This window comes from Rhizobium sp. FG113 (assembly GCF_057809895.1).
In genome coordinates this window covers 126228-145419 of sequence record NZ_JBMDKV010000008.1, presented here as the reverse complement: position 1 = coordinate 145419, position 19192 = coordinate 126228, and the positions used below count along the sequence as shown (strand labels likewise).

8 protein-coding genes are annotated in these 19192 nt (G+C 62.0%); 2 read left to right on the top strand and 6 right to left on the bottom strand.

Going from position 1 to position 19192, the window contains the following annotated elements:
- Positions 1-26: 26 nt before the first annotated feature.
- The gene (locus tag ACODTZ_RS19545; RefSeq protein WP_489027350.1) at positions 27-4802 is read right to left on the bottom strand and encodes an NAD-glutamate dehydrogenase; all 4776 of its coding nucleotides are present in this window, start codon (positions 4800-4802) and stop codon (positions 27-29) included.
- 245 nt (positions 4803-5047) lie between these two features.
- Here ACODTZ_RS19545 and pdxY point away from each other — a divergent pair, with 245 nt between their 5' ends.
- Positions 5048-5923 (top strand): pyridoxal kinase PdxY, encoded by an 876-nt coding sequence (gene pdxY / locus ACODTZ_RS19540; RefSeq protein ID WP_111562716.1) that lies wholly within the window; start codon positions 5048-5050, stop codon positions 5921-5923.
- 69 nt (positions 5924-5992) lie between these two features.
- Positions 5993-6634: a carbonic anhydrase gene (locus tag ACODTZ_RS19535; protein WP_018901094.1), complete on the top strand. Its 642-nt coding sequence runs from the start codon at positions 5993-5995 to the stop codon at positions 6632-6634.
- Positions 6635-6709: 75 nt separating this feature from the next.
- Here ACODTZ_RS19535 and ACODTZ_RS19530 read toward each other — a convergent pair whose 3' ends face one another.
- The 5 genes from ACODTZ_RS19530 to ACODTZ_RS19510 all read right to left on the bottom strand — a co-directional run bounded on the left by ACODTZ_RS19530 (position 6710) and on the right by ACODTZ_RS19510 (position 18928).
- A complete protein-coding gene (locus ACODTZ_RS19530; RefSeq protein WP_113011936.1) occupies positions 6710-7534 on the bottom strand; it encodes a lytic murein transglycosylase in 825 nt (274 codons plus the stop codon).
- 170 nt (positions 7535-7704) lie between these two features.
- Positions 7705-8739: an aspartate-semialdehyde dehydrogenase gene (locus tag ACODTZ_RS19525; protein WP_026283462.1), complete on the bottom strand. Its 1035-nt coding sequence runs from the start codon at positions 8737-8739 to the stop codon at positions 7705-7707.
- A gap of 111 nt (positions 8740-8850) precedes the next feature.
- The gene (locus tag ACODTZ_RS19520; protein ID WP_489027347.1) at positions 8851-9078 is read right to left on the bottom strand and encodes a hypothetical protein; all 228 of its coding nucleotides are present in this window, start codon (positions 9076-9078) and stop codon (positions 8851-8853) included.
- On the bottom strand, positions 9075-10310 hold the full coding sequence (locus ACODTZ_RS19515) for an OpgC family protein (RefSeq protein ID WP_489027345.1): 1236 nt from the start codon (positions 10308-10310) through the stop codon (positions 9075-9077). The genes ACODTZ_RS19520 and ACODTZ_RS19515 overlap by 4 nt, the downstream gene beginning before the upstream one ends.
- A 98-nt stretch (positions 10311-10408) precedes the next feature.
- Complete coding sequence (locus tag ACODTZ_RS19510) at positions 10409-18928, bottom strand: glycoside hydrolase family 94 protein (RefSeq protein ID WP_489027344.1); 8520 nt, start codon at positions 18926-18928, stop codon at positions 10409-10411.
- Positions 18929-19192: the final 264 nt, after the last annotated feature.

Here is a 19192-nt window from a genome sequence, read left to right as displayed (position 1 = left end):
TGCTCCTGATTTGGGAGCGGACTGTCTCACCTCGTCCCGTCTCTGGCAAGATCGGTCAGCAGGCCGGCGGCGACGGTGATGCGGGCCAGATTCGGATCACCACCCTCGCTGAGACCCGCCAGTTCCTCGGCGATGCGGTTGATCCTGATCCGGTCGCTCGCATGCCATGCCTGCACCGGCAGCTTTTCCTTGCCGTTGTTTGATAGGGCGGAGCTCACGATATCGCGGCGCGCGGTCGCGATCTGGTCGAGGCTTCGCGCCAGGGCCAGGTTTTCGTAATGATCGGAGGTCGTGATGCGGCTACCGGCCGCCAGCAGTCGGCCGATACGGAAGGTCTGGCTCACCGCGAAATAGCTCTCGGCGGCGCGGATCAGCGGCTCGCCCGTGCGTTCCGCGATCTGCATGATCTCCGGCACGAGCGCGAATCCGATCAGATGCGCGATCTCGGCTGCAAGCTTGTCCGGCACGCCGGCGGCTTGATATTCGGTCTGGCGCGCCTCGAGTTCGGGAACGACCTGGTTGGCGAAAACCGGCTGCAGCTTCTTGAAGGCCGCACGAAGCCTCTCGATGGTCTCGGCGATAGCGCCCTTCGCCATCTGCATCTTCAACAGCAGACGCGTCAGGACGGTGAAGATATGGCTGATCTCCTCGTAGATGCGGTTCTGCATCTGGCCGGAAATCCGGCCGTCGAGCGCATCGGTCTCGCTCCAGAGCCGGCTCAGATCGAAGCCGTCGCGCGCGATGATGGCGGCGCGTACCACTTCGGGCGCCGATGCGGCCGTCGCGTCCATCATGCTGACGGCAAAGCTCGGGCCGCCGCGGTTGATGGCCTCGTTGGCCAGCACCGTCGCCACGATCTCACGCTTCAGGCGGTGGTTGGCGATATCCGACGCGTTGGACTTGCGCATCTTGGCCGGGAAGTATTGCGAGAGCGTCGCCTCGAAATAGGGATCATCCGGCAGATCGCTTGCCGCGAGCGCGTCGAAGAGAACGATCTTGGCGTATGATAGCAGGACGCCGATCTCCGGCCGTGTGAGCGGTCTGTTGGCGGCGTAGCGCTCGGCCATGGCGGTGTCGTCGGGAAGCGTCTCGACCTTGCGGTTGAGCTGCTTGGCGGTCTCCAGAACGCCCATGAAGCGGGTGAGTTCGAGGCCGTTCGCGGTGCCCTTGCGCTCGGTCAGCGAGATGGCGAGCGACTGCAGGTAGTTGTTGCGTAGCACCAGCTTGCTGACTTCATCGGTCATCGAGGACAGCAGCTGGTCACGCTTCTGTCGCGTCAGCCGGTCGTCGTGCATGGCGGCGGCGAGCGCGATCTTGATGTTTACTTCGACGTCCGAGGTGTTGACGCCGGCGGAGTTGTCGATCGCATCGGAATTGCAGCGACCACCTTTCAGGCCGTAGGCGATACGGCCGCGCTGGGTGACGCCCAGGTTGGCACCCTCGCCGATGACCTTGGCACGCACCTCGTCGGCGCTGATGCGGATGGGATCGTTGGCGCGGTCGCCGACGTCGGTGTCGGTTTCCGATGTCGCCTTCACGTAGGTGCCGATGCCGCCGAACCAGAGAAGGTCGACAGGGCTTTTCAGGATCGCGGTCATGACTTCAAACGGCGTCGCGACCGTCTTGTCCATGCCGATCGCGGCGGCGGCTGGCGCGGTCAGCGTCACCGATTTCGCCGAGCGCGAGATAATCATGCCGCCCTTCGAGAGCAGGTTCTTGTCGAAGTCTTGCCAGCTCGAGCGCGGCAGATTGAACAGCCGCTGACGCTCCGCCAAGGTCTTGGCCATGTCAGGATCGGGATCGATGAAGATGTCGCGGTGGTCGAAGGCGGCCAGAAGCCGGATCTTCGGCGACAAGAGCATGCCGTTGCCGAACACGTCGCCCGACATGTCGCCAACGCCCGCGACCGTGAACGGCGTCGTCTGGATGTCGATGTCCATTTCGCGGAAATGGCGCTTCACGGTCTCCCAGGCGCCGCGGGCGGTGATGCCCATCTTCTTGTGGTCATAGCCGGCGGAGCCGCCCGAGGCGAAGGCATCGTCGAGCCAGAAGCCTGCCTCCTGCGCCAGCGCATTCGCGGTGTCGGAGAAGGTTGCCGTGCCCTTGTCGGCGGCGACGACGAAATAGGGGTCGTCGCCATCGAGCCGCACCGTGTTTTCAGGCGGGATGATTTCGGTGCCGGAAATGTTGTCGGTGATCGAAAGCAGCGTACGGATGTAGGTCTTGTAGGCTTCACGCCCGGCATTGAAGATCTCGTCGCGATTGCCGCCGACAGGGAGCTTCTTCGGATAGAAGCCGCCCTTGGCGCCGACAGGCACGATCACGGCGTTCTTGACCTGCTGCGCCTTTACGAGGCCCAGCACTTCGGTGCGATAATCCTCGGCGCGATCCGACCAGCGAAGGCCGCCGCGCGCCACCCGGCCGAAGCGCAGGTGAACGCCCTCGACCTCGACGCCGTAGACGAACATCTCCCGGAACGGTTTCGGCGCCGGCAGGCCATCGATCAAATGCGGATCGAGCTTGAAGGCCAGCATCGCCTTTGCGGAACCGTCGGGATTGCGCTGGAAGTAGTTGGTGCGTAGCGTCGAGTCGACCACGTTGACGTAGCGACGCAGGATGCGGTCGTCATCAAGGCTTGGAACGTCCGACAGCGCGGTCTCGATCCTGGCGTGAAGATCTGTCGCCTTCTTGATCCTGTTCTTCTCGGTCAGTTTCGGGTCGAGGCCATCGTGGAACAGGCGGAAGATGAGCGAGGAGATAGCCGGGTATTTATCCAGCGTCGTCGCGATGTAATCCTGCGAATAGGCGATACCAGCCTGGCGCAGATAGCGCGAGTAGGCGCGCAACACGCTTGTTTCGCGGGCCGACAGGCCGGCCGAGATGATCAGGCGGTTGAAGTTGTCGTTGTCGATGACACCGGCAAAGGCGAACAGGAAGGCTTCTTCCAGCGCGGCTCCATGCTGCTGCAGATCGATCTCGGCGCCGCTTTGGGCTTCGAGTTCCATGTCATGCAGCACGACCAGCTTCTCGCTGCCGTCGGCCAGCGTCACGTTGATGTCGAAGGTGCCTTCGCTGATGACGCTGAAGCCGAGATTCTCGAGGAGCGGAACGCGGCGGGAGAGCGCGAGTTGGCCATTGAAGTGGAAGATCTTCAGGCAGAGCAGCGACACGCCGTCCTTGAGGCGCGTGTAGAATTCGATGCGGATCTGCTCGCCCGTCGCGCAGGCGACGATGTCGGCGAAGTCTGCGAAGGTTTCCTCTGGCGGGAAGAGATCCTGGTAGGCGTTGCTGACCTTGATCTTGGGCGCCTTCGGACCGGCAAGCATTTCGAAGCGGTCGTCCCAGCGGGCAGTGATCGCGCGGATCGCTTCTTCGAGCTTCGCCTGAGGGATACGCGGCGTCTTTCCGCCGGAGCGGCCGATGATGAAATGGACGCGGGCGACGCCACCTTCGGGGAAAGCCGGATAGTAGGCCGAGACGCGGCCGTCATAGATGGTCTTGAGGTAGGTGCCGATTTTCTCGCGGACGATCGAATCATATTCCTCGCGCGGCACGTAAACGATAACGGAGACGAAACGATCGAAGTGATCGATGCGCGGCAGCACCCGCACACGCGGTCGGTCGGTGAGATCGTTGATCTGTTCGGCGAAGGTGGCGAGTAGGGTAGTGTCGATCTGGAAGAGATCGTCGCGTGGGTAGGATTCCAGCGTGTTGTCGAGCATGCGGCCGGAATGGCTCATCGGATCGAAGCCGAAATGCTCCTTCACCTTCTCCACCTTCGAGCGCAGCAGCGGGATGTCGGTTGCGAGCGACGTATAGGCCGTCGAGGTGAAAAGGCCGACAATGCGCAGTTCGCCGGTGACATTGCCACTCTCGTCGAAGCGCTTCACGCCGACATAGTCCATATAGGCGCGGCGGTGGACGACGGATTTGACGTTCGCCTTCGTGACGATCAGGAACTCCGGGCCATCAAGGAAGGCGAGGATTTCCGGCGTCGTGGTGACGGCATCGCGGCCTGTCCGGAGCACCAGGACATCCGGGTTGGAAAGGATGCCGAGCCCCGTGCCCTTGTCGCGCTCGACCTTCGCATCCGAGCCCTTGCCGGAATAGACATATTCGCGCATCCCCAGAAGGGTGAAGTTGGCGTCGCGTAGCCATGTGAGGAACGCGACCGCTTCATCGCGATCTGCCTTGCGGCGGCCGACATTGCGCGACGACAGTTCGTCGATGGCGGTGCCGAGCTTGTCCAGCATCGGCTTCCAGTCGGAAACCGACAGGCGCACCTGTTCGAGGACGATTTCGATCCGCTCGATCAGATCGGCGGACTGCGCCGGGGTGAGTGGGGCGAGGTGTAGCTGAATGTGGCTGACGCGGTTTGCCGGCTCGCCCGGCATATCCGGCGAATAGAGTTCCGGCGGGTGACCTGGCTGCATGACGAGAATGGGATGAACCGCCATGAAAAGATCGCGGTAACTGCTCGTCACCTCACCCATGACCGATTCGTAGAGGAACGGCATGTTGTGATCGGTCACCGACAGGACCGATACCGCCACGCCATCCGGTTCCACATTGTCGAGCGAGGTGACGGTGACACGCGGCGCATTGCCGGTCCAGGCGGCGAGTTCGGCCGCGCAGTGGACGGCGGAAATCGCCAGCATTTCAGGCGTGTAGGATTCAAGGTCATCGCCGCTGGCGCGTCCGAAGAGAATATCCGGCGCGAGATAGTGCTCGCCCATTGCCGTCGCGATCTTGTTCGCGCTCTCGATCTGCTTTTCCCGTTTCGGATTGTTTCGAGCAGCCATTGACTGTGTCCCCCATTTTCTCGATTGCGCGCAGGTTAGCAGAAGGTTTGACAGAAAAATTGCTAAAATAGGGACGTCGATCGCAGTTTTCGTGCGAATTTAGCCGGCATGTCGTCAATTCTGTAAAAAATGATCCGAATATGATTTTCGTCGCCAGAAGTTTGATCACGTCCGAATGAAGAGTTGTTGACAGTCGCGCAGCAAAAAGACGATCAACTGAGGATCGGAACCCGGATCGGATAAACATGTCGCAGAATGCAGCAGGCACGGTGATCGTCATATCGAGCCACGTCGTTCGTGGATCGGTCGGCAATCGGGCGGCGGTGTTCGCGCTCGAGACGCTCGGCCACCAGGTATGGGCGCTGCCGACCATCGTTCTACCCTGGCATCCGGGCCACGGCCGTTCGACGCGGCTGACCTTCGCGGAGGCCGATTTCGACGCGGCGATCGACGATCTCATTCGCGCGCCGTGGATCGGCGAGGTCAAGGCGGTGCTTTCGGGCTATTTCGGCAATGCCGCGCAAGCCCGCTCCGTCGGCCGTCTGATCACCGCGCTCAGGGAGCAAAATCCCGATCTGTTTTACGTTTGCGATCCCGTGATGGGCGATCTCGGCGGGCTTTATGTTCCCGAGGCGACGGCCGAAGCAATCCGGGACCATCTGATCCCGCTGGCATCGCTGGCGACCCCAAATCGCTACGAACTTGCCTGGCTGTCCGGCGCGCCGCTGGAGAGCAATACCGAGATCATGGAGGCGGCACTCGCCCTTGGGCCCGCTCGCATGCTGGTGACCTCGGCGGTGCCGATGATGGCTGGTGGAACGGGCAACCTCTATCTTTCCGGGCGCCACGCGCTGCTTGCCGAGCACCGGTTGATCGACAATCCGCCAAACGGCCTGGGCGATCTTCTCGCCGCGCTTTTCCTATCGCGGCTGCAGTCCGGCATGGAAGACGAAAAGGCGTTGCAGCTGGCGACGGCCAGCGTCTACGAGGTGCTGGCTCGGGCGGTGAAGCGCGGTAGCGATGAGCTGACGCTCGCAAACGACGCCTCCAGCCTGTCGACGCCAATGGCGATGGTGCAGATGCGGCATCTGATGCATCCGGCGCAGCGGCGAAAGAGCTAGCGGTCGCGCCGTTAACGCATTTGGCGCTGCGATATTGATCTTGCATCGCTCACGCTGTAATCGAAGATCATGCAGCGTTTTCCAGATACACTTCTCGACGGCTATCGCAACTTCATGAGCGGGCGTTATGCCGACGCTCGTGACCGATACAGGACGTTGGCGGAGCACGGGCAGAGCCCGAGCACGCTGGTCATTGCCTGTTCGGACTCTCGCGCGGCACCGGAGCTCATCTTCGATTCCGGGCCCGGCGAGCTCTTCGTCGTGCGCAACGTAGCCAACATGGTGCCGCCCTACGAGCCTGATAGCAATTTCCATGCGACCTCGGCTGCGCTCGAGTTCGCGGTTCTGGCCCTGAAGGTCACTGATATCGTCGTCATGGGGCACGGTCGCTGCGGCGGTATCCGCGCTGCGCTCGATCCCGATGCCGAGCCGTTGTCGCCCGGCGACTTCATCGGTCGCTGGATGTCGCTGGTGCGGCCGGCGGCTGAGCAGATCCAGAGCAACGACGTGATGACACCCGGTGAACGCCAGACGGCGCTGGAGCGTGTGTCGATCCGCAACTCGATCGACAATCTCCGCACATTTCCGGAGATCAAGGCGCGCGAAGAGGCTGGTGACATCCAGCTTCATGGCGCCTGGTTCGATATTTCGACCGGCGAATTGTGGGTCATGGACGCAGAAACGCGCGACTTCATTCGCCCTGACGTCTGACACGATAATCCGAGCCAAGCAAAAAGGCGCTGCGGTTTCCCGCGGCGCCTTTTTCATTTCATCATCAGGTGTGGATCAGTTCGCATCGATCTGCTGGCCGATATAGGCGATCGCCTGCTGATAGACCGTTGCAGCGTTCCAGCCCGAGATGGCTGCGAAGTTCGGCTCTCCCGGCTGGTAACCGGCACCCGGACGCCATCCGTGGCCCTTCAGGAAGTTCGCGGTCGAGGCCAGCGCGTCGGCGCGTGAGCCGACCATGTCGACCCGGCCGTCACCATCGCCATCCGCTCCATAGAGCACGACGTTGCGCGGGAGAAACTGTGTCTGACCGATTTCGCCATGGGCTGCGCCGCGCGCCTGCGGGCTGAGGAAGCCTTCGCCGACGAGCTGAAGCGCTGCGTAGAGCTGGTCAGTGAAATAGGCGGTACGGCGGCAATCGAAGGCCAGCGTGGAGACAGCGGACATGGTGTGCTGGGTGCCCATGTAGCTGCCGAAACCGGTTTCCATGCCCCAGATCGCGATCAGCGGGCCGGCCGGAACGCCGTACTTGCGTTCGATGTTGGCAAAGAGCGCCGCATTGGCGCGCTTCATGCCCTTGCCGCGCGAGATGATGGCCTGGCCGCCGCGCTTCTGCATGAAGGCGTCGAAGGAGAGCTTGAAGCTCTTCTGTCCGCGGTCGGCGGAAATTGTCGGTCTGTTGTAGACGACGTTGGCGAAGGCCTTGTCGAGAACGGAACGGCTGACGCCGTTTGCCGCTGCTTCCTGCTTGAAGGCAACCACCCACTGGTCGAAGCCCGCGCTGGTGTTGCTGCACTGTGGTGCCGCTTCAGCCGTTGCCGGAAGTGCCTGGAACATGGCGAACACTGCCGCCGCTGCCAGCAAAAGTCTTGTCTTGCGCATCGAATACCCCGATCTCGATCAGCCTAGCCTTCAGCCGGACTGGAGCCCGCTATTGGCAACGTTGTCACGACCATTCATTTGACGAGCGCGAGATGCCGTCTGACATCCCGCGCCCCTGAATAAGCCTTAACTTAAGTAACGGGCTTAACAAGACATGGTTAAGAAAATATTCAAGCAGCCTGCTTGCGTGGCTTCACAAGTCCGCGATTGACGAGCAGTTCGGCGATCTGGATCGCGTTCAATGCCGCGCCCTTGCGCAGGTTGTCGGAAACCACCCACATGTTGAGGCCGTTCTCGACGGTTGCGTCCTCGCGGATGCGCGAGATGAAGGTCGCGTCTTCACCGGCGGATTCGTAAGGCGTGATGTAGCCGCCGTTCTCGTGCTTGTCGATCACCTGGCAACCAGGGGCATCGCGCAGGATATCGCGAGCCTGATCGGCGGTGATTTCCTTTTCGAACTCGATGTTGACCGATTCCGAGTGGCCGATGAAGACGGGAACGCGCACGGCCGTGCAGGTCACCTTGATCTTCGGATCGAGCATCTTCTTGGTTTCGGCCAGGACCTTCCACTCTTCCTTCGTGTAGCCGTCTTCCATGAAGCTATCGATATGCGGAATGACGTTGAAGGCGATACGCTTGGTGAACTTCTTGTTCTCGATCGGATCGGCAACGAAGACCGCGCGCGTCTGATTGAAGAGTTCGTCCATGCCATCCTTGCCGGCGCCGGAAACGGACTGGTAGGTCGAGACGACGACGCGCTTGATCGTGGCGGCTTCGTGAAGCGGCTTCAGAGCCACGACGAGCTGGGCGGTCGAGCAATTCGGGTTGGCGATGATGTTGCGCTTGGTGAACTGCTCGATGGCGTCAGGGTTCACTTCCGGCACGATCAGCGGAACGTCCTGGTCGTAGCGCCATGCGGAGGAGTTGTCGATCACGACGCAGCCCTGCGCGCCGATCTTCGGCGACCACTTCTTCGATACGTCGCCGCCAGCAGACATCAGGCAGATATCGGTGTCGGAGAAATCGTAGTTTTCGAGGTTCATAACCTTCAGCGTCTTGTCGCCGTAGGAGACTTCAAGACCCTGCGAGCGCGCGGAGGCGAGCGCTACGACTTCGTCAGCGGGAAAACCGCGTTCGGAAAGGATGTTGAGCATCTCCCGGCCGACATTTCCGGTGGCTCCCGCAACTGCAACTTTAAAACCCATTTTCAAGCTCTCTTTCTCATCTCTCCTCTTGTTCGGTGAGGGGGAAAGCGCGCAACGATTGCGGCTTTCTGTCCCCAGCCGAGCCGGGGAGAGAGCGGCAGGCCAGAGACGTCAGACGGTTTTCGTCGTCGTTTTGGCCTTGGTTTTGGAAGAAACCGGAAAAATCATAACCATCCCGGCAACTCGTGCCCGGTCACTGCGTGCGGCAATGGCGTGTTCTTGGCGAACCATGGATATTCCTTTTCCACCGCTGCTCTTAAAAGGTTTTCCACAGGAGTCAAGGTTTTTGCTAGGGGGCGCGCTGTGCTGATAGCGCTGGCGCGGCCCTTGCTGTGTCACTTCCGATTGATGCCACGGCCGTTATCGGCGCGTACGGAGACTGTCTGGAGTGCCCGGCCCTGCGGTGCCTTCAGCTTGGCGGAAGCGGCGCGACCGAGCTTTCTCTTGCGCTCCAGGTGGTAGGCGTAGACGAACTGGATCACGATACCGAGAACCACGAAGATCGGGCCAACGATCCGGTCGCCATTGTTGATGTAGAGCAGCACCTGACCGACCATCGCCAGGATCGTGCCGGCGACGAAGATGTTCAGCGAATGGCGGCCAAAGATCACCAGCGGATTGTCCTCGGGGCGGCGCAGCAGGTTCGAGAGCGCGCCGATGTTGAGCACAAGGTAGGTGAGGGCCAGCACGTGCAGAAGACGCGGCAGGGACAGGAAGGTCTTGTCAAAGCCGGTGATGACTGGCGGCAGGCCAAGCGAGGCCAGCGCATTGCCGATGCCCCAGAGCTGACCGACGACCCATACGAAGGACAAGGCGACATAACCGGCGGCCAGGGCCATCAGCAGCGGGTGCTGAGGCAGCTTACCGCCACGGCGCACATGCATCATGCCGACGATGCCAATCGTGAACAGGAACTGCCAGGAGAGAGGATTAAGGAACCAGTAACCCTCGATCAGGGTGTTGTGCGGGGCGATCTCATATATCCCCGACAGCAGCCAGACCGAGCCGGAGACGAGCAATGCCAGCAGTGGGCTTTTGGCTTCAAGCAGCAGGATGATGGGGACCATCAGCATCAGCGCGCCATACATCGGCAGAATGTTGTTGTAGCCGATCTGGTGGCCGAGCAGCATCAGCGCCGGAATCCCGGCCTGCGGGTTGGTGAGAACCGCGAGAATGTTGATTTCGCAAAGAAGGCCAGCGCGATGGAACAGCCATGCACCCGCGATGAAAAGCGCGAGCGTCATGAATGTCGTGATCATGTGGGCGAGATAAAGCGTGAAGGCGCGCTTCGTCGATTTCTTAGCCGTCTCAAACCAGGCGGCGACTTTGAAGCGCGAGCCGTAGGCAATGCCCACGGCGATGCCCGAGATCAGCACGAATGCTTCGGCGGCATCAGAGAAGCCGTAATTCTTTGTGGTCAGATGCTCGAAGATCTGGCCGGGCACGTGATTGATAAAGATCGTGATGAGCGCGAGACCGCGCAGAACGTCCAATCGCGTGTCTCGTTTCGATGGCGCCGCGGTCGCGATCCTGCGTCCTGCACCGAACGTGTTTTCGGGCGTCGTTACCATTGACCTCTCCATGCTTCCATTTTGCAAACGCAGTTGAGGCCAAAAGGTTTCCCTTTTGGCCTCAACGAATCGCCGGATGGTTTGCATGAAAAGTGCGGTTATCCGACCGGATATCCCTCATCGGGATCGGTGACTTGACGTCCGTTGATGGTCAAATCGTAGCCCGTTGGATGGGACGATTTTGAGACCGAAATGAGGTATTTAGATCCTGCGTGTTCGATTTCCGCGGAGAAGCCTTCCCACGTTGTCGGCAGCGACGGCTTCACATGGATGCGGCCGTTCTTGAGCCGGATTCCAAGGATGCCTTCAACGGCCGCGCGATAGAGCCAGCCTGCGGAGCCCGTGTACCAGGTCCAGCCACCACGACCCGTCAACGCGCCGTCGCCGTAGACGTCGGCGGCGATGACATAGGGTTCCACGCGGTAGTGCTCGGCGGCTTCAGGGTCCTTGGCGTGGCTGATCGGGTTCAGGAGGTCGAAGCAACGCAGCGCGTCGTCGCCGCGGTTGAGCTCGGCCAGCGCCATGACGACCCAGGTGGCCGCGTGGGTGTACTGGCCGCCGTTTTCGCGAACGCCGGGCGGATAGGCCTTGATGTAGCCGGGATCCTTGGCCGAGTTGGCGAAGGGCGGCGTGAACAGGCGGATGATGCGCGCGTCCATGTCGACGAGCTTGGCAAGTACCGAATCCATGGCCTTGGCGGCATGGGCCGGATCGCCCTCCCCTGACAGAACGCTCCAGGACTGCGCGATCGAATCGATCTGGCATTCCAGGCTTTCCTTCGAACCGAGCAGGCTGCCGTCATCGAAGGTGCCGCGGCGGTAGTGGGCACCATCCCAGGCGGCGGTTTCAAGCGCTGCCTTGAGTTCGGTCAGGTGCTTGCCCCAGCGTTCGACGCGGGCTGTGTCACCACGTTCGGCTGCGAAGGCGCTGAAGGAGCGCAGCGCCCCGGCGAGGAACCAGCCGAGCCAGACGCTCGTGCCCTTGCCGCCGATGCCGACGCGGTTCATGCCGTCGTTCCAGTCGCCGCCGAGGAACAGCGGCAGGCCGTTCGCTCCCTTGCGGGCGATGGCGAGATCAAGCGCGATGGCGGCGTGCTCGTAGACGCTCACATTGTCCTCGGATTTTTCCGGGCGATAGAACGAATCGTGCTGTCCCTGCAGAAGGGCCGGGCCCTCGATGAAGGCGAGCTCGTCGTCGAGAACGCTCTTGTCGCCGGTCACCGTGCAATAATGGTGGATGGCATAGGCCAACCAGACCACGTCGTCGGAGATCAGCGTGCGAACGCCGGCGCCCGTTCCCGGCAACCACCAATGCTGGACATCACCCTCGCGGAACTGACGCGAGGCGGCGTTGACGATCTGCTTGCGGGCGATCGACGGCTCGTGCAGCACGAATGCCAACGTATCCTGCAGCTGGTCGCGGAAGCCGAAGGCGCCGCTGGCCTGATAGAAGGCCGTGCGTGCCATGATGCGGCAGCCGAGGCTCTGGTAGGGGAGCCAGGTGTTGATCAGGGTGTTCATGCCCTGGTCTGGGGTCGAGATCTGCAGCTTGCCTGTGAAGGCGTGCCAGAAGTCCCGGTTTGCCTGAACCGCGCCGTCGAAGGACGCCTTGCGGATATCGGCGATCAGCGTGCGGGCCTCTTCCTTCGTCGCGGTATCGCCGAGATAAAGGATGACGTCACGCTCTTCGCCGGCGGCAAGGTCGATGTCGATTGCAAGAGCCGCTGCCGGATCGCCATCCAGATCGATGTTACTCGACAGAACCGTAGCCGGATTCAAGGCCGTAGGAGCCTTGATGGTGCCCGCCTTGCCGATGAACTCGCGGCGGCTTGCCGTGTAGCCCGACAGCGTCTCGCTGGCGGCGAAGAAGGCCACGCGCGAGGAGTAGTCGATGCTGTAGTTGTTGCTCGCAAACAGCGCGCCGGTTTCGGCGTCGTGCTCGGAGAGGATGAACGGTGCCGTCTTCTGCGGATTATTGCCGAGCACCCACTCGACATAGCCGTAGAGACGCAGCTTGCGCTGGCTGCCGCCGTTGTTGCGAAGGCGCAAGCGCTGCAGCTTCACCGGCCGTTCGCGATCGACGGTCTGCGTCAATTCCAGAGACACATCGTTCTGGACGCTGGAGAACACCGAGTAGCCGAGGCCGTGTCGGGCTTCGAACTGGATATCCTGACGGTCGGACAGGGCAGCAAACGGCGTCATCACGGTTCCGCTGTCGCGATCCATCACATAGATCGCTTCGCCCGGACGGTTGATGACTGCATCGTTGGTCCAAGGGGTCAGCTGGTAGTCACGCGAATTGGTGCTCCACGTGAAACCGGCGCCTTCGGCCGCGACGTGGAAACCGAACTTCTCATTCGAGATCACGTTGATCCACGGCTGCGGGGTGGCATGGCCACCAGGGATGCGGACGACATATTCGCGCCCGTCGCCGGAGAAGCCGCCGATACCGTTCCAGAAGTTCAGATCGCCATGCTCTTCGACAACAAGTGCCGGGACCTGCGCCCTGGCGACCGGTGCCGTGCGCTTGGCACGCGACTTCGTGGCGTTGACCTTCTCGAGTTCCTGCTGCTCTTCCTTGGTCGGCGCAAACAGCGCCACGGCACGATTGATCTGATCGATGATCTTGCCGTTCTTGGCATGGAAGGTGACGCGGGATGCCGAGATCAGCGCGTGGTAGGTCGATTCCTCCATCAGATCCTTGCGGACCGTGAAGATGTGCTGGCGCAGGCCATCTGCTTGGCCGAGACGGCGGACGTTCTCGGCCATTTGGTCGACGGCGTGCTGCATGTCCTGTGCGTACGAAGAGGCACGCTCGTTCATGATCACGAGATCGGCGGTGACGCCGCGCGAGCGCAGGTATTCCTGTGCCAGCAGCGCTTCCCTTACGATATCCAGATCCATGTCGTCGTTGATGCGGAGGGTGAAGATCGGGAAATCGCCCGAAATTGCCAGCGGCCATAGCGAGGACTGCGACTGCATGCCTGCCTGAACCGCTGCCGTATCCGCACGCAGATACATGTCTGGGTAGACGAGGTGGCGGCCGAGATGCTGGAAGGCGGATGCCTGCTGCGAGGTAACGCCAACGTGGCGCATCTGCACCTGCGTGCGCGTCCATGCCTGTACGAGCTCGTGGTTGAAGGCATCGGCGTGGCGGTAGCGATCGACCGCTTGGTCCACCTCGTTGCGCGATGGTGCCGCGATGGTCCAGAAAATGACGCTGACCTTCTTGCCGGCAGGAACGCGGACGGTGCGGCGCAGCGACAGCACCGGATCGAGCGTGAAACCGTCGGTGCCCGAGAGCGTTGCGCCCTGGTCGAAGGCGGCAGCGTTTGCGAGGCTGCGGCCGCGGCCCAGGAACTTGCGGCGGTCGGTTTCGAACTCGGTATGGCGCGTTGAGCCGGCATTGTCGACGATCAGATGCGCGACCGCGATATTCGGCTCGTTGCCGTCGCGCTTGTTGCGCTCGACACGAATGACATCGCCGCGCTTGCCGATCTCCGTCTTCACGAACATGCGGGCGAAGGCCGGATGGGCATTGTCGGTGTCGTCGTTGGTCAAGACCGGTTCGAGATAGGAGGTCACTTCGATGAAGCGGTCTTCCGTGCCGGTGTTGAGCAGCGTCAGGCGGCGGCCCTCGGCGTCGTGCTCGGTGGCGACGATGACCTCGACTTCGCTGGTGAGTTCGCCGACGGTCTTGGTGAACTCGGCCTTTTCATCGGCGAAGAGAACCTTGACCTGCTCGCCTTCGATGCTCTTCGGTTCCGCCGTTGCCGACCACCATTCGTTGGTGGCGGTGTCGCGCAGGAAGATGAAGGTGCCCCAGCGATCTTCGGTCGGATCGGGCTTCCAACGGGAAACGGACTGGCCGTTCCAGCGCGAGTAGCCGGCGCCGGTGGCGGTCAGCATCATCGAGTAGTGGCCGTTGGAGAGGAAGACCAGTTCGCGGTCACGTGCGGCGGGATCGTAGATCTTGCGGATCTCGGGACGCAACAGGTCGTCCTGGATGCTGGCCGGGGTGTCGGACTCGTGCTTGCCGCTCATGACGGGAATGTCGCGCGGCGCCTTTTCCTGCAGCATCAGCTCTGCCGCTTCGATGACGGGATCGGAGTGGAAGAGTTCGCGCAGGTGGCCGTTGAAGGCGACGTTGGCGACGGCCGCGATCGACATGCCATGGTGGTGGGCATAGTAGTTGTAGACGACAGCGCAGGTCTTGCCCTCGGGCACGCGGGTCGGCGTGAAGTCCACGGCGTCGTGGAAGCCATATTTGCCGAGCGCGCCGAGCTTGCGCAGGCGTTCGAGGTTCTCGATAGCCGCCGGCGGATTGTACTGGCTGGCGAGGATCGAGGCATAGGGGGCGATGACGGCGTTGTGGCCGAGACCGCGCTTCAGGCCGAGCGTCGGTACGCCGAAGTTCGTGTACTGGTAGTTGAGGTTATGGTCGCGGGCGTTGAAGGCCGCTTCCGAGATGCCCCACGGAATACCCAGCTTGCGAGCGTAATTCATCTGCTCGACCACGACCAGATTGTTGGTCTGGTTGAGGATACCGCCGCCACGCTCCTGCATGACGAGAGGCGGCATCAGATATTCGAACATTGAGCCGGACCAGGAGACCAGCGCGCCGCGCGAGCCGACCGGCACGACCTGACGGCCGAGGCGGTACCAGTGTTCGGTCGGCAGGTCGCCCTTGGCGATGCCGAAGAGGCTGGTCAGGCGGCATTCGGAGGCGAGAAGGTCGTAGCAGGCCTGATCGAGTTCGCCGCTTTCGACGCGGTAACCGATCGATAGAAGGCGACGTTCCGGACGGAAGAGGAAGCCGAAGTCCATCGAGAAGGCCAGATCGCGGGCCTTGTCGCGCAGTGCGATTAGGCGCGGGCGGAGCGCGTCGATGTTGGCGAGGTCGAAGGTGCTGTCCGAGATATGGGCTTCGCAGACCTTGACCAGCGCCTCGGCCCACTGGGTGACCTCGGCGCTCAGCGCCGACTTCACCTCGTGATCGAGGTTGGCGGCGAGCTTCTGGATGTCGCGGGCAAGAACCGAGAGGTTGATGATGCGGATCGACGCGAATTCATGCTCGCGCTTGACGGCGGCGAGCGCGTTCTGGAAGCCGATGATGCGTTCTTCCAGGCGGCGGCGCAGCGGACGTACGGTCTTGCGATCATCGGGCAGGTCGGCCAGCACTTCGGCCAGGATGCCCGCCGTGTCGCCGACGCCGTCGAGGCTGCCCTGCATGTGCGCGGACGGGGCTTCGGCCCAGTTGCGGCAGGCGGATGAGATCGCGATCAGGTGACCGGCGAGGTTGCCGCTGTCGACGGCGGAGACGTAGCGCGGTCCAAGCGTTTCCAGCGTATCGGTGTGGTACCAGTTGAAGAGGTGACCACGGAATTTCTCCATCTTGTCGATGGTGGCGATCGTCTGTTCGAGGCGCTCGATGGTTTCCTCGAAGGAGAACCAGCCGAACTGGCGGCCCGAGACCACGGACAGGAGGTAGACGCCGATGTTGGTCGGAGACGTGCGTGTCGCGACGATGACGTGCGGCGTTTCCTGGACGTTGTCAGGCGGCAGATAGTTCTGTTCGGCCGTCGTGAAGGTGTCGAAATAGCGCCAGGTACGGCGTGCGATCTTGCGCAGGTCGTTGGAGACAGATTCGGCGACTTCAAGGCGATCTTCGGTTTCCGCCGACTGGCTGACGTAGTAGGCGACCAGCGGGGAGAGTATCCAGAGCGCAACGAAGGGGATGCCGACCAGATACGCCTTGTCGCCGGAAACGACCGCGAAGGCGAGGCCGAGCAGTGCAAGCACCGGTGCGTGCCACATGGCCTTGTAATAGGACCAGATCGTGCCCTGCTTGCCGGCCTGGACGCTGGCTGCGGTTTTCCATTGCAGCATCAGCTTGTGGCTGACGAAGAGGCGGTAGAGCGAGCGGCCGATGGCGTCAGCCATCATGCAGGCGCCGTCGGCAATGAAGACGATGCGGAGCGCCACCTGCGCGTTGGCGGCGCGGATGTCGGACCAGACGGTATAGAGGTGGGCGCGCGCGACGATATCGCTGGTGCGCGGAATGATGCCGTTGATCAGCGACAGCGTCGGAGCGACGAACAGGCAGAAGATCAGGACGATCTGCCAGATCAGCGCGCCAAGCGGATCCATGAAGTACCAGCCGAGCACGGAAGCGAAGAACCAGGCGATCGGGGTCAGCGAGCGGCGCAGGTTGTCGAACATCTTCCAGCGGCCGAGCGCGGTGACGCCGTGCTTGGTGCTGAACATGTAAGGCAGCAGCTGCCAGTCGCCACGCGCCCAGCGATGCTGGCGCGACGTCTCGACTTCGTAGCGGGTCGGGAAGTCCTCGACGAGCTCAAGGTCGGTCACAAGCGCGCAACGCGCCATCGAGCCTTCGAGCAGGTCGTGGCTGAGGACCGAGTTTTCCTCGATGCGTCCCTTCAGGGCCGCTTCGAAGGCGTCGACGTGGTAGAGGCCCTTGCCGGTGAAGGTGCCCTCGCCCGCGAGGTCCTGATAGACGTCGGAGACGGTGAAGACATAGGGGTCCAGACCGCGGTTGATCGAGAAGACGCGCTGGAAGACGGATGCGTCCTTGCCCGTCGTCAGCGACGGCGTCACGCGCGGCTGCAGGACGCCATAGCCGCTTTCGACGCGGCCGGTTTCCGGGTTGATCACGGGGCGGTTGGTCGGGTGATAGAGCTTGCCGACGAGCTTGGTGACGGCGTCGCGCATCAGGCGCGTATCGGCGTCGAGCGTCATCACGTACTGGACATTTTCGGGCACGATATTGGCGCCCGGCAGATAGGTCGTGTCGCGGTCGCCGCGCAGGAGCAGGTTCAGCTCGTGCAGCTTGCCGCGCTTGCGCTCCCAGCCCATCCACGCGCCTTCCGACGGATTGTAGAGGCGGCGGCGGTGCAGGAGATAGAAGCGGGTCTTGCCGTCATAGGCATAACGCGCAGAGAGGTTGGCGACTTCGCGGCGAGCGTAGTCGAGAACTTCGAGATCGGCGGCCGTCTCCTCAACCTGGCTGTCCGGCCAGTCGCTGAGAAGCGCGAAGTAGATTTCGCCGCGCGGGTTGGCGAGATAATGAACCTCGATGTTGCGGACGAGTTCGTCGACGCTGTCGCGGTTCGAGATCAGGCAGGGGACGACCAGAAGCGTGCGTGCGTCCTCCGGAATGCCTTCCTTGAACTCGTAGCCGACGAGGCGCGCCGGCGTGACGAAGAAGGAGAGCACGGTGTTGAAGAGACCCGTCGCGCCTTCCGATGCCGGCAGCGAGAACATGATCAGGAGCAGGATGATGGCGATCGGCGCCATGCCGGCGCTTGCCATGAAATGGCCGACGATGACCATCGCGAGAATGGTGAGGAGCAGTACGGGTACGGCGATCGACAGCCAGTTGAACCGGCGCACGGCGCGAACGAAGTGCTGAACCAGCGTCGGGCTGTAGGTCGCTCTTGCTTCCAGCTTCGGGCGCTGCGCGCCGGCCAGGAATGCGCCAACGTTCGGCTCATGGGGTTGCTCGTCGGCGGACGCCTTGGCTTCATCCGTCATGTCGAGCGCGAGCTGCGCGATCTCCATTTCGGTCATGGTGGAGCGCTTGGCGAGCTTTTCGATCTGCTTGCGGTACTTGTTGCGCGAGCCGGAATCGAGAAGACCGTAGTCGGAGTTGTCCCAAAGCAGCTTGTCGACGTGGCTGACCTGTTCGACCCAGACGGACCATTCAGTGTCGTCGATCTCGCGCAGGCTGCGAATGATGTTGCCCATGGTGACGTTGCCGGACGAGAGACGGCTGTGCTCGGCCATCGTCGTCGCTTCGGTGTCACGGCCGAGCGCCTCAAGGCGCTCATCCAGCCATGTGATGGCGAGGCTCGAGGTCTGCGAGCCGTCGCGCATGCGGTAGAGGAACTGCGTCGAGAAGGTATTGTCCTCGGCAAGCGGCTCAAGCGTCTTCAGATACTCGGCTGCCTTCGCGGGATCGGTCAGGCGCACCAACTCGTCGGCTGCCTCGTTGGCGCGGCGGCGCATGCGGCGGCTGCGCTCGACGCGGATCGAAATGCGGCGCAGGTTTTCGACCAGAACGTAACGCACCAGCGAAGGCAGCGCCCAGAGCTCGCCGATCCGCAGTGTTTCATGTTCCTGGAAACCATCAACCAGTGCGGTGAGGCTTTCCTGCGAAATGGTGCTGTGTGTGTGGGCGACATAGAGCCAGGCCAGCGCCAGTGTGCGCGGGATCTTGGTGCCATTCACATCGATCGTCGGCAGTTCGCGGTAGAAGCGCTTGGGGAAGTCGCGGCGGACTTCCTGGATTGCTTCCTCGACGATGTAGTGGTTGTCCAGAAGCCACTCGGCGGCCGGGGTAATCGTCTCACCGGCCTCCACATCCGCTGCCGTCGTGCGGTAGACGCGCAGGATTTCCTTCTCGTTCTCCTTATGCCGGGCGAAGAAGTCGAAGGGTGCGAAAGCGACCAGCGAATTGACACCTGAGGTGGCTGCGGATGCACCCATCGCCCTGATGTCTTCGATCGACATATAGGTCGCGCGGATCGAGTCGTTGTGATCGATCTGCTTGGTTTCGGACTCGCGGGACGGGCTCGGAGACGTGGGGGAAATAGACATGGGTTCGGTTCTGGATCCAAACAAAGTTATGGTCGGTAGGGTTTGCCTTGTGCACTGCCAAATATGACTGCCGCATGAACAATACCGGTCTTTTGCGGCCACACTGAAAACATTGGCAGTGGCAATCGAACGGCAATGCGAATCGATTTAGATTTGATCTTGCGACCAGCCGGGCAAAGAGGTGGGTGAGATTGAACGACGCCTCCCCGCCAAGCCAATCGGGAAAGTTGGACACTATTGCGACAATTCAAGTCAAGAGGTTTC